This is a genomic window from Altererythrobacter xiamenensis (assembly GCF_900177715.1).
In the GTDB taxonomy this organism is placed as follows: domain Bacteria; phylum Pseudomonadota; class Alphaproteobacteria; order Sphingomonadales; family Sphingomonadaceae; genus Erythrobacter; species Erythrobacter xiamenensis.
The window spans coordinates 473,135-486,588 of the sequence record NZ_FXWG01000002.1; the positions used below are offsets into that span (position 1 = coordinate 473,135).

Genomic DNA, 13,454 nt, shown 5'->3' on the forward strand with positions numbered 1-13,454 from the left:
ATCAGCCCTGTTTGACGCGCTCGTTGGCGGATTCAACTTCGAGGCGGTGCCGGATCAGTGCATCCGGCATCTCCCGGCGGAGCCAGTCGACCATGTGTTCGCGCACGTCGCAGCGGAGTTGCCACAGATCTCCGATCGTCGCTGCGCTCATCGCGAGGCGTAGCTCGATGCTCTCGGGATAGGCCTCGGTCATCAGCAGCGCCTTGTTGCGCCCGTCGAACAATTCCTGCGTCTCGACGAAGCGCTCGAACTCCGCACGGATCGGAGCAATGTCGGTTGCAGGGTCGAGGTGGAGATAGACCGGGCCGGTCAGCTTCTCGCTGATGCGTGACCAGTTTTCGAAGCTGTCGTCGAGGAAGCGGCTGGTGGGGACGACGATCACGCGTTCATCCCAGGTGCGGACGGTAACAAAGCTCATCCGCACTTCTTCGACCCGGCCGACGTCGCCATCGACCTTGACCAGATCGCCTATGCGAAACGGTTCGGTCAGCGCGACCTGCAGGCCTGCGATCAGCGACTTGAGCGCGGGCTGCGCGGCAGCGCCCACCGCCAGGGCGGCCAAACCGGCGGAGGCAAGCAGCGTGGCGCCGATATTCTTCACCGCCGGTATGGTGAACAGCATAAGGCCGACGGTGATGAATATGATGGCGAAGGTCGCGGTGCGTGACAGCACGGCGATGCGCGTGCGGCGGCTGCGCATGGCAACCGGGTCTTCAGACAGTTCCAGCTTGAACTCGAGCGCGGCAGTGAATGCGCGCACGAGCGTGTAGGCGATCCAGCCGAGCAGGGCTGGGCGCACGAATTGCGCCAGCGGTTCCCATATCGACTGAAGCTCTTCATGCGCCTGCGCGGCTAGCGTGACGCCGATCGCGATGAAAGACCATTTCACGGGTTTGCGGACCCGCTCGATCACCATTTCGTCGATTTCGGTTTCCGACATTCTGGTGAGGCGGCTCACCGCGGCAAACACCACGCGATACAGCAGATAGGCGAGGACAACCGCAATCGTTAGCGCGATCGCGCCGGAGACCACTTCGTCCCAGGCGATCTGCCAGTTGGCGGGATTGTATCGTTCAAGCATGACGCGCCAATTATGCCCCCGGCAATACAGTTTCAAGAAACACGGTTACTGCCGGCATGGTCAATGTGCCGCATCCCAGCTCGCTCCGGTGCCGATCTCCACGCCAAGGGGAACCGCGAGTTCCACCGCAGGCCGCGCCGCTTCTGCCATCACTCGCTCGATGATCGGAGAAGCTTTCTCCACATCGCCTTCGGGCAGTTCGAATACGAGTTCATCATGCACCTGCAGCAACATGCGGACGTTATCGAGCCCTTCTTCGCGCAGGGCGGGCAGCATGCGGACCATGGCGCGCTTGATGATATCGGCACTGGTGCCCTGGATCGGCGCGTTGATCGCCGCGCGCTCCGAACCCTGCCGCTCGGCCTGGTTCTTCGAATTGATCCGCGGGAACCACGTCTTGCGCCCGAACAGCGTTTGCGAATAGCCGCGCTCGCGCACCGTCTCGAGCGTTTCCATGATGTAGCGCTGGATGCCGGGGAAACGCTTGAAATAGGTGTCGATCATTTCCTGCGCTTCGTCCGGCTCGACCTCAAGCCGGCCGGCGAGTCCCCAGCGCGAAATGCCGTAAAGAATCGCGAAGTTGATCGTCTTCGCGCGGGCGCGGGTGTCGCGGGTAACTTCGCCGAACATCTCGGTCGCTGTGCGCGCGTGGATGTCCTCGCCATTGGCAAATGCCTCTTTCAGCGTTTCGACATCGGCCATGTGCGCCGCGAGACGCAGCTCGATCTGGCTGTAGTCGGCGGCAAGAAGGACATTGCCGCTTTCGGGTACGAAGGCTTCGCGGATCTGCCGCCCGATGGCGGTGCGGATCGGGATGTTCTGCAGGTTCGGGTCCGTCGAGGAGAGCCGTCCGGTCTGCGCGCCGACGAGGCTGTAGCTGGTGTGCACGCGGCCGGTGTCGGGATTGATCGCCTGCTGCAACGCGTCGGTATAGGTCGACTTGAGCTTGGTCAGCTGGCGCCATTCGAGCACCAGTTTCGCGATATCCGCCCCTTCGCCCGCGAGCCGTTCGAGCACGCTCTGGTCGGTCGAATATTGCCCGCTCTTGCCCTTCTTGCCGCCCTTGTAGCCGAGCTTTTCGAACAGGATATCGCCCAGCTGCTTGGGGCTGCCGACGGTGAATTCCTGCCCGGCCGCCTCGTGGATTTCGTCTTCGAGCCGAGCGGTCTCCTGCGCGAATTCCTCGGACAGCTTGGCCAGCCGTGCGCGATCGACCTTGATGCCTTCGCGCTCCATCCCGGCGACGACCGGGATCAGCGGGCGGTCGACGCGCTCGTAGATGCGCGTACCGCCTTCGACCGAGAGGCGCGGCTTCAGATGCTGGTATAGCCGCCATGTGACGTCCGCATCCTCGGCGGCATATTCGGTCGCCTTGTCGAGCGGGACTTCGCCGAAGGGGATCTGCTTCTTGCCGGTGCCGCAGACTTCCTTGAACGCGATTGGCGTGTGACCGAGATGGCGTTCGCTGAGCTCGTCCATTCCGTGGCCGCCGCCGATCCCGTCCTGTCCGCGCCCGGCGTCGAGCGCGAAACTGACGATCATCGTGTCCTCGATCGGCGAGACCTCGATGCCATAGCGCGCCAGCACGTTGAGATCGTATTTGCCGTTCTGGAAAATCTTGGTGACCGCATCGCTCTCTAGCAACGGCTTGAGCGCGGCCAGCGCTGCTTCGCGATCCACCTGCTCAGGCCTTTCGGCGAACATGTCGCTGCCGCCATGGCCGAGCGGGATATAGCAGGCCTCGTTCGGCCCCAGCGCGAGGCTGACCCCGACCAGCTCCGCCCGCATCGCATCGAGCGAGGATGTCTCGGTGTCGACTGCCACTTCGTGCGCGGCCTCGGCCCGCTCGATCCAGGACAGGAGCCGGTCCATCGTCTGCACCGTTTCGTAAGCGCTGCGATCGACCGCGGGCATTTCGGGCAGGGGCTGGCTGTTGCCCTCTTCCGTACCCGCGTCCCCCTTGGTCTGCGCCTTTTCCGGGTTGAGATTGTTAGGCCTGTCGGGGCTGCCGCTGCCCGCGTCGAGGCGGCGCAGCAGCGAGGTGAAACCGTGCTTTTCGAGGAAGGCGGCGAGCGGTTCGGGCGGCACGCCGTCGAGCTTGAAGTCGTCGAGCGGTTCGGGAAGGTCGCAATCCTCCTTGAGCGTGACCAGCACGCGGCTCATCTCCGCATCGGCGCGATTTTCGAGCAGGCGCTCCTTGAGCTTCGACTTCTTCATGTACTCGGCCGCGTCGAGCGCGGCGGTCAGGCTGCCATGTTCGGCGATCAGCTTCGACGCTGTCTTGGGGCCGATGCCATAGATGCCGGGGATATTGTCGACGCTGTCGCCCATCAGCGCGAGGACGTCACCCACCAGCTCGGGCTTCACCCCGAACTTGTCCTCGACCTCTTCGATATAAATGCGCTGGCTCTTCATCGTGTCGAGCATGTCGATCCGTGCCGGTCCGTTCGGGCCATCGACCTCTCCGACCAGCTGCATCAGATCCTTGTCGGACGAGACGATTGTGACGTTCCAGCCTTCTCGCTGCGCGGCGCGAGCATAGGTCGCGATAAGATCGTCCGCTTCCAGCCCCTGTTCCTCGATACAGGGCAGGCTGAAAGCACGAGTCGCATCGCGAATCAGCGGGAACTGGGGCACCAGGTCTTCGGGCGGATCGGGCCGGTTGGCCTTGTACTCGGGGTAGATCTCGTTGCGGAAACTCTGCGAATCCTTGTCGAGGATGACTGCGAGGTGCGTCGGGCCATCGGCCTTGTCGAGATCCTCGGCCAGCTTCCACAGCATGGTCGTGTATCCATAAACCGCGCCGACCGGCGTCCCTTCCGGGTCGGTCAACGGTGGCAGACGGTGATAGGCCCGGAAAATATAGGAAGAACCGTCGACGAGGTAGAGGTGCTGCTGGTCTGGCATGAACGGGTGCTAGCAGCGTGCAGGGCGCGTGGTAAGCCGCTTTCGCGTGCTTGTTCACCGGCGGTTTTACGGAGGAGAGGCCCCGATGAAATGTGGCAAGACAAAGGTAAAATGAGGCAAAAAAGTGTCCATTTTGCCCAAATTCGCTTGCGCGGTCACAATCTCGCCATTATTTAGACGCCGGAGCCAGCCAGTTCGGATGGCTTTGCGCAAACCCCGGAAGGGGGAATGCGAATATCACTCGCTGATCAAGGAATTATACCTATGCGTAAGATCGTTCTCGCAGCAGCAATCGCTACTTCGGCTCTCGGCCTCGCCGCTTGCTCGGAAGGCACCGAAGACGCTGCTGAAGCAACCGCCGATTCGATGGCTGCTGACACCGAAGCCAACATGGAAGCTGCTGGTGACGCCGTTGACGCCGCTGGCGAAGAAGTTGCTGAAGCTGGCGCAGAAGTCGAAGCTGCTGCTGAAGACGCTGCAGTCGACGCCGAAGCTGCTATGGAAGGCGAAACCGAAGCAGAAGCTGCTGCCGATTAATTAGTCGCAAGCAGCGCTTCGGCGCTAACAGAAGAGGGCGGTGCCTTGCGGCGCCGCCCTTTTTCTTTGTTTGAATCAGATTGATGCGAACGGGATCGAAGGGGGTGAGTCCTGACCCGCCCTCGAAGTGCGGAGCGTTACTCGCCGCCGTATCCCGAACTGGTCCAGACCCGGCCGTCCGAATTGCGACCGCCGAAACCTTCATAAAGAGCGCCGGCGATGGTCGCGATGCGCATGTCGCGCTGGCTGCGCGCATCAAGCTTCGCCGCGCGGCTGCCATTCTCCACTGCCATCGAGGGGCTCTGCCCGGTGACGTAGATCGCCACGGCAATCGGCCGGCCATCGGGCGTGTGGAAGATGCCGATGTCGCTCGCCGTACGGCTGAGAGTGCCGGTCTTGTGGGCCAGCTTGGCGCTGAGTGGCACGGCGGAGCGCATGCGGCGCTTGCCCGTCGTCGTCTGCTCCATGGAATCGAGAATGACCTGACGCGAGGAACTGCTCAGCCAGCGCCCCTGGTAGATCCCGGCAAGGAGCTGCCCCATCGCGCGTGGCGTCGCGGCATCGCGCGTGTCGACGACCGAAGCGGGATCGACCTCGCCATCGTCGCGGATCAGCGCACGGATATTGCGGTTGAGGTTGAAGCCTGAGATTCCGGCCTTCTTCACCCACGCGTTCACTGCGGCGGGACCGCCGACGGCATCGAGCAGGGCGTCGGTGCAGTCGTTGCAGCTCTTGCTGATCATCAGTTCGATCAAGCGATAAGCGGGGACATGGGCGCCGCCCCGTCGCGGCAACTGCCACTCGCTGGTGAGGCCCCAGCGGCCTTCGTCGACACCGGCGAGATACGTCGCTGCGACTGCCACCTTGCTGGTGCTGGCCATCGGGAAGAACTGGTCGCCCAGGACGCTAACTTCATCGCCGGAGCTGAGATCTATGGCGTAGACGCCGATCCGCCCGCGGGTTCCATCGGCAAGCTGCGCTATGCGACGTTCGAAACCGGACTCGTAGACGGCCTCGAAAGTTCGCGGCTCTCGCAGTTCGGTCCCGAGCGCATTGTCGAAAGCGGCTTCGAGATTTGTGCCCTGCGCCTGCGCAGGCGACATTGTCGCGCCGGCGGCGACCAGAGCGATGAGCGCGATACCCTTGAGTCTAGTCAACATTTTTCCCGTATACATCATTCATGGTTTTCAGGAAATTAACAGACTAAGGCAGGGCGTGCCACATTCCAGCGCGCACGGCTGCGGCCAGCCGTGTGAAACTATCGGCAAATCAACTGCAGGATCGCGTCGCTGCGCTGAAACTATGCGTCGGCGATGGCTTTTTCGAGTTCCTTGGTCGAGAGGCCGGTCAGGGTCTTGTCGATCTCACCCACCAGCCTTTTCTCCAGTTCGCTGTGATAATGCTGGCGCATTTCACCAAGCGTCTTGGGGTCTGCGATGATGAGAGTCTGGTCGAGATCGCCCGAAATCGCCTTGCTGTTGAGCCATTCGGCCACCGCGGCGCCATGCGCGAGTTCTTCCAACTGGGTGCGGCCCAGTTCCTGTCCGATATGGTCCTGATGACGCACGCCCGCGCTGTAATTCGTGACGTCGAGGTCAGGCGAGTTCTCCTTGGTCAGCGTGGGTTCGAAAATCTGTCCGTCATTGCGGAACAGGGTGAAGCTCTCTCCATCGACGAGCGCGACATGGGCCTTGTGCGGCAGTTTCATCTTTCAGGTCTCCCGTTATGTTGGTGTCATGGGACCAATGCTTCGGAGCGATCTTGGTGCCTGCACAGCCTGAAGATCGCTATCCGATCCTCAACTCTTTTCGCTGGCATTTCCATGCGGGACATTCCTATGCGGCGCGCGAAGGGCCGGAGCGGCCTGAACACATACGAGGGGCAAGCAAATGACATCATCCGGAAACCGGCATTGGCCGAGCGCGATATTGCTGGCCCTCGCGCTGATACAGTTGCTCGCCACATTCGTTTCGCTGGTCCAGACAAATCGCGGTCTTGTGCGCATTCTGGATTTCGTGCGCGAGCCGTCGATCTATCTTTCGGCGTTGTTCGTCATACTGGCTCTGCTGCTTGCAAAGCGGCATCGCTGGCTGATCGTGGGCCTCGCGGTGCTCAGCGCGGCGATCAACCTCTACCGCATCTGGCCCTATTCGATGCTGGCCGAGAGCGAGCTTCCGCTGCCCGATGACGTCGATGGCATGTCCTGCATGCGCGTGCTGTCGTTCAACGTCCTCCAGCCCAACGACAAGTATGATGCGGTCGCCGCGATGATCGATCGGGAGGATCCCGATGTGCTGCTGTTGATGGAGACGAACCAGGCATGGGTCGATGCGCTTCGGCCGCAATTGGCGCGCTATCCCTTCCAGTTGATCGAGCCGCTCGAGAACACTTACGGCATGACCTTCGCTACCCGCATGCGGGTCGAACGGGCGAACATGGTCGCCAACACCAGTTCGAACACGCCGACCTTGTATGCGACGCTGAATACCGGGGATGGTGCGCGGTTCGAACTGATCGGCCTGCACCCACGTCCTCCACTGCCGGGGGAGAGCACCGAGACGCGCGATGCGAATATAGCGCGCGCCGGCTCCAAGACCCCCGAGGAGCTCGACAATGTGCTTGCGATCGGCGACTTCAACGATGTGCCGTGGTCACGCACCACCCAGAACTTCGTGGCCGAGGGGGGCTATCTCGATCCGCGCGTGGGCCGCGGCAGCTTCGCCACTTTCCCTGCCCGCTATGCGCTACTCGGCTGGCCGCTCGACCAGTTGTTCGTGAAGAACGGCGTGAAGGTGGAATCGTTCAGGCTGCTCGATGACGATACAGGCTCCGACCACCTCGCGCTGCGTGCAGATGTCTGCGCCGGGCCCGAGTTCGACACCACTCCGACCACCACCCCGGACGCCGCGCCGATCATGGATCGCGAGTAAGGTGTCGCTGACCATCCGACCATGGAAAAAGCCCCGGCGGATCGCTCCACCGGGGCTTTTTGGTAAGCGTCGGATGACGGGAGGGCTTAGAAGCCCATGCCGCCGCCCATGCCGCCCATGCCGCCCATATCGGGCATGGCGGGGCCACTGTTCTTGTCTTCCGGAGCGTCGGTGATCGCCGCTTCGGTGGTGATCAGCAGGCCGGCAACCGAAGCTGCGTCCTGCAGCGCGGTGCGCACGACCTTGGTCGGGTCGATCACGCCAGCCGAAACCAGGTTCTCATAGGTGTCGGTTGCAGCATTGAAGCCCTGGCTTTCGTCGCCCTCACGCAGGAGGTTGCCCGAAACCACGGCACCGTCGTGGCCGGCGTTCTCGGCGATCTGGCGGATCGGTGCGAGGATCGCGCGGCGAACGATGTCGATACCGCGGCTCTGGTCGTCATTCTCGCCCTTGAGCCCGTCGAGGACCTTCGAGGCGTAGAGCAGAGCGGTACCGCCACCCGGCACGATGCCTTCTTCGACGGCAGCGCGGGTTGCGTGGAGCGCGTCGTCGACGCGGTCCTTGCGTTCCTTCACTTCGACCTCCGAAGCGCCGCCAACCTTGATCACGGCAACACCGCCGGCGAGCTTCGCCAGACGCTCCTGCAGCTTTTCGCGGTCGTAGTCGCTGGTCGTCGTTTCCATCTGGGCCTTGATCTCGCCGACGCGGGCCTTGATGTCATCCTGCGAGCCGGCACCGTCGACGATGGTCGTGTTGTCCTTGTCGATGGTGACGCGCTTGGCTTCGCCGAGCATGCCGAGCGTGACGTTCTCGAGCTTGATGCCGAGATCTTCGCTGACCATTTCGCCCTTGGTGAGGATCGAGATGTCCTGCAGCATCGCCTTGCGGCGATCGCCGAAGCCCGGTGCCTTGACCGCAGCAACCTTGAGGCCGCCGCGCAGCTTGTTCACGACGAGCGTTGCGAGCGCTTCGCCTTCGATGTCTTCCGCGATGATCAGCAGCGGGCGGCCCGACTGGACAGCCGCTTCGAGCACCGGCAGCATCGGCTGAAGGTTCGTGAGCTTCTTCTCGTGGATCAGGATGTACGGGTTATCGAGTTCGACCGTCATCTTTTCCGGGTTGGTGATGAAGTAGGGCGAGAGATAGCCGCGGTCGAACTGCATGCCTTCGACGACATCGAGTTCGAACTCGAGACCCTTGGCCTCTTCGACGGTGATCACGCCTTCCTTGCCGACCTTTTCCATGGCTTCGGCGATCTTCTCGCCGACTTCACGGTCGCCATTGGCGGAGATCACGCCAACCTGGGCGATTTCTTCCGAGCCGGAGACGTCCTTCGAACGGCTTTGGAGATCATCGACGACCTTGCTGACGGCGAGGTCGATGCCGCGCTTCAGATCCATCGGGTTCATGCCCGCTGCGACCGACTTCATGCCTTCGCGCACGATCGCCTGGCCCAGGACCGTAGCGGTCGTGGTGCCGTCACCGGCGAGGTCGTTGGTCTTCGATGCCACTTCCTTCAGCATCTGCGCGCCCATGTTCTCGAACTTGTCCTTGAGTTCGATTTCCTTGGCGACGGTAACGCCATCCTTGGTGATGCGCGGTGCGCCGAAGCTCTTGTCGATCACGACGTTGCGACCCTTGGGGCCGAGCGTGACCTTCACGGCGTTTGCGAGCGTGTCGACGCCCTTGAGAATGCCTTCGCGTGCTTCACGCGAGAACTTTACGTCCTTGGCTGACATTGGTGTTTCTCCTGGAGTTCTGTGATTTCGTTAGAAAGCGTGGGCTCGGCAGATCAGCCGATGATCCCCATGATGTCGCTTTCCTTCATGATCAGCAGGTCTTCGCCGTCGAGCTTGACCTCGGTGCCGGACCACTTGCCGAACAGGACGCGGTCGCCAGCCTTGACGTCGAGCGGCGTGACGGTGCCGTCTTCGGCCTTGGAACCGTTGCCGACGGCGACGACTTCGCCTTCGCTCGGCTTTTCCTGTGCGCTGTCGGGGATGATGATGCCGCCAGCGGTCTTCTGGTCGGCTTCGATGCGACGGACCAGAACGCGGTCGTGCAGCGGACGAAATGCCATGTTATATGACCTTTCTACTTAGGTTGATGATCTCAATTGGCACTCTCCCCATGAGAGTGCCAGCGTGGCGCAAATGGGGATGCCCGCAGATCGAGTCAACTGGCGTTCAGGAAAAAATTTTGCGGCGCCAGCGGCAGACAGGGCCAAGGGTGGCCAGACCGGACTCGACGCCCTATCGAGCCCCCAAATCCGACATTCCCGAAATTGAACGGAGCTTAATCTTGCAGACCGATCAGGCCGTCTCGGCCCTCACTATTCCCGAACAGGCTCTATTGTGGCTGCGGCTCAACATGATGGATATCGCGGGCGCCTTTGCCGTCCTGATCTTCGGCCTGCTGGCCGCAAAGCTCATTTCAAATTGGGTCGAGCGCGGCCTTGCCCGCTCCGACCGGTTCGATGCGACGGTGGCGAACTTCCTTTCGAACCTCGTCAAATATGCGCTCTGGGCGCTGGTGCTCGTCACCGTGCTTTCGCAGTTCGGGGTCGAGACGACCAGCATCCTCGCGGCATTGGGCGGCATGGCTCTGGCGGTCGGCCTCGCGCTGCAGGGCACGCTCAGCAATGTCGCGTCGGGGGTGATGATCCTCGTCCAGCGTCCTTTCAAGATCGGTGAGGCGATCTCGGCCGGTTCGGTCACCGGCACGGTCCAGCAAATCGGTCTCTTCACCACCGAACTGAAGCAATTCGACGGATTGTTCGTGATGGTGCCCAATTCGGAACTGTGGAACCAGGCGATCGTCAACTTCCACCGCCACCCGATCCGCCGTTTCGAACTGATCGTCGGCATCGCCTATTCGGACAGCATGCAGCAGGCGCGCGAAGAACTGCTGGCGCTTGCTGCAGAAGACGAGCGCGTGCTTGACGATCCCGAACCGGTCGCCTTCGTCGCCTCGCTCGACGACAGTTCGGTGGGTATCGGCGTAAGGGTATGGTGCACCACGGGCGACTTCGTCGCAGTAAGCTGGGACTTGACCGAGAAGGCCAAAGCGCGCTTCGACGATGTCGGTATCTCGATCCCGTTCCCGCAGCGCGAGGTCAGGCAGCGCGCGGCCTGAGGGTCAGCTGCAGCTTCTCGCGCAGCATCCATCGCCACGTAAGCAGCACCGCTGCAAAGGCGAGGCCCGCCGCAAGCCCGATCCAGACGCCGACACCTTCGAGCGGGGTGAAAAAGCCGAGCCCGATGGCGAGGCCGAAGCCCGGCACCCAGTAGCTGAAGATCGCGATCCACATCGGGATGCGCGTATCCTGCAGGCCGCGTAGCGCTCCGGCGGCGACGGCCTGCACCCCGTCGACCAGTTGGAAGGCGGCAGCGAGGCCGAGATATTGCAGCGCAAATCCGACCAGTGCGGCGTTCTTCGCGGCATAGGGATCGACGTAAATCGACAGCAGTGTGTAGGGCGCGAGGACCATAGTGCTGGCGGTCATCGCCATGAAGCCGGTCGCGATCGCGATCCCGACCCAGCCGGCGCGCTTGATACCGACTGGATCGCGCGCGCCATAGAAATAGCCGACGCGGATCGTTGCCGCCTGTCCGATTCCGAAGGGGATCTGGAAAGCGAGCGCGGCGAGTTGCAGCGCGACCGTGTGGCCGGCCAGTTCCGCCGCGCCGAAGCGTCCCATAAGGAAGGCCGCGGCGCCGAAGATGCCTGCCTCTGCGGTGACGGTCAGCGCGATCGGCGTGCCGATGCGGATGATCTGCCAGAAGCGGTGCCAGTCGGGCCTCCAGAAGCGGTAGAATATGCGGAAGCGCGCCAGCGCCGGATCGGCGAGGATCGCGACGATGTAGACCAGCACGGTGAAGATCGAGGTGATGATCGTCGCCACCGCCGCACCCGTCAGGCCAAGCTCGGGCGCGCCGAAATTGCCGAAGATGAAGGCGTAGTTCGCCGCTGCGTTCACGAATATGCCGAGCCCGGTGATCGCGGTCGCGAAGATCGGGCGACCCAGCGCCGAGACGTAATTGCGCAGCACGCCGGCGATCAGCATCGGCACCAGCGAATAGATGATGACGACGTTGTATTCGACCGCGAGCTCGATGATCGCAGGTTGCTGGCCGGTCAACCGCATGATCGGTTCGAGCAACAGGCAGAGCCCCATGCCGATCACGCCGGTGATGACGGCGAGCCAGAGCGCCATGCGCGTGGCGCGGCGGACGGGGCGGAAGGAGGGAGAGCGCGAACCGATGGCTTCGGCGATCAGCGGCGCCACTGCTCCCGTCAACGAGGTCATCGCCCACAGCACGAGGCCGAACAAGGCAACCGCGAGAGCCGAGGCGGCAAGCGGCTCATCCCCCAGCCGCGCGATGAAGATCACGTCGACCGCATAGGTCAGCATCTGCAGCAGATTGGCAGCAGCAAGCGGCGCGGCGAGCAAGGTCGTCGCGCGCAATTCCTGCCGCCAGCTGGGCGTTTCGAGATCCAGTGCGTCACGCATAAAGCCGGCCCGGATACGCGTGCTGGCGGACTGCGCAAAGCGCGTTCTCATCCGCAGGCGAACTTCGCGGTGACGCTGCGACTTCGCCGACACACATCGCAGCAGGAGCAATTTCGGGTCGGACCATTTTCCCGCGCTTCTATGCCGATGAAAAAGGGGCCTTTCGCGCGAACTGGCAATCTGCAAGACTTGAACTTCGGTGCGGTGGCTATGCACCGGAAGAGTGGGGGCCGAATGCAGAGTGCCATGTCGTTCTTGCGCGAAGCGCACTGGCTCGATGCGACGCGCGTGCGGGGCTACAGCCGGATCGTCCTCCTCGGATATGTCGCGGGCCTCGTGTGGTTCTACCACCTCGCGCTGACCACTTCGGGAAGCGACTTCCAAGCGTTCTGGGGCGGTGCGAGGGCGGTCCTGGAGTTTGGTCCGACGGCTGCCTATGACCTCGATGCGCAGCGGCAGATCCAGTCCGGTCTCGGTCCGGGCGAGGTGTTTCCCTTCATCAATCCCCCGCCGTTCCTGTTCGTTGTCTTGCCATTCGGCTTTTTAGGTTACCCGCTGGCATGGATCGTCTGGGTCGTCCTGGGGTTCGCCATCTGGGCGACAATCGCGATCCGCGCCTTCCCACGCCTCTGGCCCCTCGCCATAGCCTTTCCCGGAACGTTCCTGGCGGCGATCCACGCTCAGAACGGCTTCGTCACCGGCGCCCTGCTGATTGCTGGGACTGCGCTTGTGACACGGCGACCGTGGCTCGCGGGCCTCGCCATCGGAGCGCTGGTGATCAAGCCGCACCTTGCCCTGCTCGCACCCTTCTGGCTCGCAGCGGGCCAAAAATGGGATGCCTTCGTGGCAGCGGCGATTTCGGCCATTGCTCTCACAGGGATGTCGTTGCTGGTGTTTGGCGTGGAGAGTCTCGAGGCCATGCGCGAAAGCCTGACGGTGACGGGAGAACTGCTGCAGGACACGCCTGACGAGTTCTACCTGCGAATGGTGACCGTCTATGGCCAGGTCAGGCTCTATTTCGGAGAGGGCGCCGCACTGGCGGTGAGCGGGGTGGTCACGTTGGCGATGATCGGTTTGGTCATGTTGTCATGGCGACGCTTCGACGGAGACGATCAGGCGAGCGGCGCGCTCTTCCTCGCGGCCATTCCGCTCGCGACGCCCTACCTGTTCAGCTACGACCTCGCCTTCCTCGTCATACCGCTGATGTGGCTGACCTGGGACAATTTGAAGCGCGGATTCGGCCCTTGGGACAAGCTCATCCTGCTGGCGCTTTTCTTCTCGCCTCTTGCGGTCCGAGCACTCGCCCTGCCGCTCCAGCTCAATCTCATGCCGCTGGTCAGCATCGCCATGGTCTGGCTGATCTGGCAGCGCGGCCCCCTCGCAAACCGGCAGAGCGAACCGCAGCCCGCATAGCAACGAAAAAGGGCGGCACCTTGCGGCACCGCCCTTCGTCTGATCGGTCGGAACCGACCGAAGCGTAAGCGAA

Annotated in this window: 11 protein-coding genes; 4 read left to right on the forward strand and 7 right to left on the reverse strand. The window is 62.6% G+C overall.

All coding sequences use genetic code 11. The annotated features are described in order from the left end of the window. Position 1: 1 nt before the first annotated feature. Both CCE89_RS07610 and polA read right to left on the reverse strand, forming a co-directional pair. Positions 2–1,081, reverse strand: coding sequence for a mechanosensitive ion channel family protein (locus CCE89_RS07610; protein ID WP_086437438.1), 1,080 nt, complete (start codon positions 1,079–1,081; stop codon positions 2–4). A gap of 60 nt (positions 1,082–1,141) precedes the next feature. Continuing rightward, positions 1,142–3,988: a DNA polymerase I gene (gene polA / locus CCE89_RS07615; RefSeq protein ID WP_086437439.1), complete on the reverse strand. Its 2,847-nt coding sequence runs from the start codon at positions 3,986–3,988 to the stop codon at positions 1,142–1,144. A gap of 264 nt (positions 3,989–4,252) precedes the next feature. On the opposite strand from polA, the gene CCE89_RS07620 reads away from it, so the two are divergent. Beyond that, positions 4,253–4,525 carry a hypothetical protein gene (locus CCE89_RS07620; RefSeq protein ID WP_086437440.1) on the forward strand — a complete coding sequence of 91 codons (273 nt, stop codon included), beginning with the start codon at positions 4,253–4,255 and terminating at the stop codon, positions 4,523–4,525. 137 nt (positions 4,526–4,662) lie between these two features. Here CCE89_RS07620 and CCE89_RS07625 read toward each other — a convergent pair whose 3' ends face one another. Both CCE89_RS07625 and CCE89_RS07630 read right to left on the reverse strand, forming a co-directional pair. After that, positions 4,663–5,685, reverse strand: a complete 1,023-nt coding sequence (locus CCE89_RS07625; RefSeq protein WP_086437441.1) for a serine hydrolase — start codon at positions 5,683–5,685, stop codon at positions 4,663–4,665. 140 nt (positions 5,686–5,825) lie between these two features. After that, positions 5,826–6,233 (reverse strand): baeRF12 domain-containing protein, encoded by a 408-nt coding sequence (locus tag CCE89_RS07630; protein ID WP_086437442.1) that lies wholly within the window; start codon positions 6,231–6,233, stop codon positions 5,826–5,828. 181 nt (positions 6,234–6,414) lie between these two features. Here CCE89_RS07630 and CCE89_RS07635 point away from each other — a divergent pair, with 181 nt between their 5' ends. Then, positions 6,415–7,455, forward strand: coding sequence for an endonuclease/exonuclease/phosphatase family protein (locus CCE89_RS07635; RefSeq protein ID WP_086437443.1), 1,041 nt, complete (start codon positions 6,415–6,417; stop codon positions 7,453–7,455). Positions 7,456–7,541: 86 nt separating this feature from the next. Here the strand turns inward: CCE89_RS07635 and groL are convergent, their stop codons facing one another. Both groL and groES read right to left on the reverse strand, forming a co-directional pair. Beyond that, positions 7,542–9,194 carry a chaperonin GroEL gene (gene groL, locus CCE89_RS07640; protein ID WP_086437444.1) on the reverse strand — a complete coding sequence of 551 codons (1,653 nt, stop codon included), beginning with the start codon at positions 9,192–9,194 and terminating at the stop codon, positions 7,542–7,544. Between the two features lie 53 nt (positions 9,195–9,247). Then, positions 9,248–9,535, reverse strand: coding sequence for a co-chaperone GroES (gene groES / locus CCE89_RS07645; protein WP_086437445.1), 288 nt, complete (start codon positions 9,533–9,535; stop codon positions 9,248–9,250). A 221-nt stretch (positions 9,536–9,756) separates the two neighbouring features. On the opposite strand from groES, the gene CCE89_RS07650 reads away from it, so the two are divergent. Further along, positions 9,757–10,590, forward strand: coding sequence for a mechanosensitive ion channel family protein (locus tag CCE89_RS07650; RefSeq protein ID WP_086437446.1), 834 nt, complete (start codon positions 9,757–9,759; stop codon positions 10,588–10,590). Here the strand turns inward: CCE89_RS07650 and CCE89_RS07655 are convergent. Next, positions 10,571–11,968 carry an MATE family efflux transporter gene (locus CCE89_RS07655; RefSeq protein ID WP_086438031.1) on the reverse strand — a complete coding sequence of 466 codons (1,398 nt, stop codon included), beginning with the start codon at positions 11,966–11,968 and terminating at the stop codon, positions 10,571–10,573. The genes CCE89_RS07650 and CCE89_RS07655 overlap by 20 nt on opposite strands. A gap of 234 nt (positions 11,969–12,202) precedes the next feature. Between CCE89_RS07655 and CCE89_RS07660 the strand changes: the two genes are divergently transcribed. Next, complete coding sequence (locus tag CCE89_RS07660) at positions 12,203–13,381, forward strand: glycosyltransferase family 87 protein (protein ID WP_159456620.1); 1,179 nt, start codon at positions 12,203–12,205, stop codon at positions 13,379–13,381. Positions 13,382–13,454 lie beyond the last annotated feature (73 nt).

Bases quoted from the DNA above. Each gene is read 5' to 3' on its own strand.
- CCE89_RS07630 (WP_086437442.1), bottom strand. From the start codon at position 6,233: ATGAAACTGCCGCACAAGGCCCATGTCGCGCTCGTCGATGGAGAGAGC.
- CCE89_RS07625 (WP_086437441.1), bottom strand. From the start codon at position 5,685: ATGTTGACTAGACTCAAGGGTATCGCGCTCATCGCTCTGGTCGCCGCC.
- groL (WP_086437444.1), bottom strand. From the start codon at position 9,194: ATGTCAGCCAAGGACGTAAAGTTCTCGCGTGAAGCACGCGAAGGCATT.
- CCE89_RS07660 (WP_159456620.1), top strand. From the start codon at position 12,203: ATGCAGAGTGCCATGTCGTTCTTGCGCGAAGCGCACTGGCTCGATGCG.
- CCE89_RS07635 (WP_086437443.1), top strand. From the start codon at position 6,415: ATGACATCATCCGGAAACCGGCATTGGCCGAGCGCGATATTGCTGGCC.
- polA (WP_086437439.1), bottom strand. From the start codon at position 3,988: ATGCCAGACCAGCAGCACCTCTACCTCGTCGACGGTTCTTCCTATATT.
- groES (WP_086437445.1), bottom strand. From the start codon at position 9,535: ATGGCATTTCGTCCGCTGCACGACCGCGTTCTGGTCCGTCGCATCGAA.
- CCE89_RS07655 (WP_086438031.1), bottom strand. From the start codon at position 11,968: ATGCGTGACGCACTGGATCTCGAAACGCCCAGCTGGCGGCAGGAATTG.
- CCE89_RS07620 (WP_086437440.1), top strand. From the start codon at position 4,253: ATGCGTAAGATCGTTCTCGCAGCAGCAATCGCTACTTCGGCTCTCGGC.
- CCE89_RS07610 (WP_086437438.1), bottom strand. From the start codon at position 1,081: ATGCTTGAACGATACAATCCCGCCAACTGGCAGATCGCCTGGGACGAA.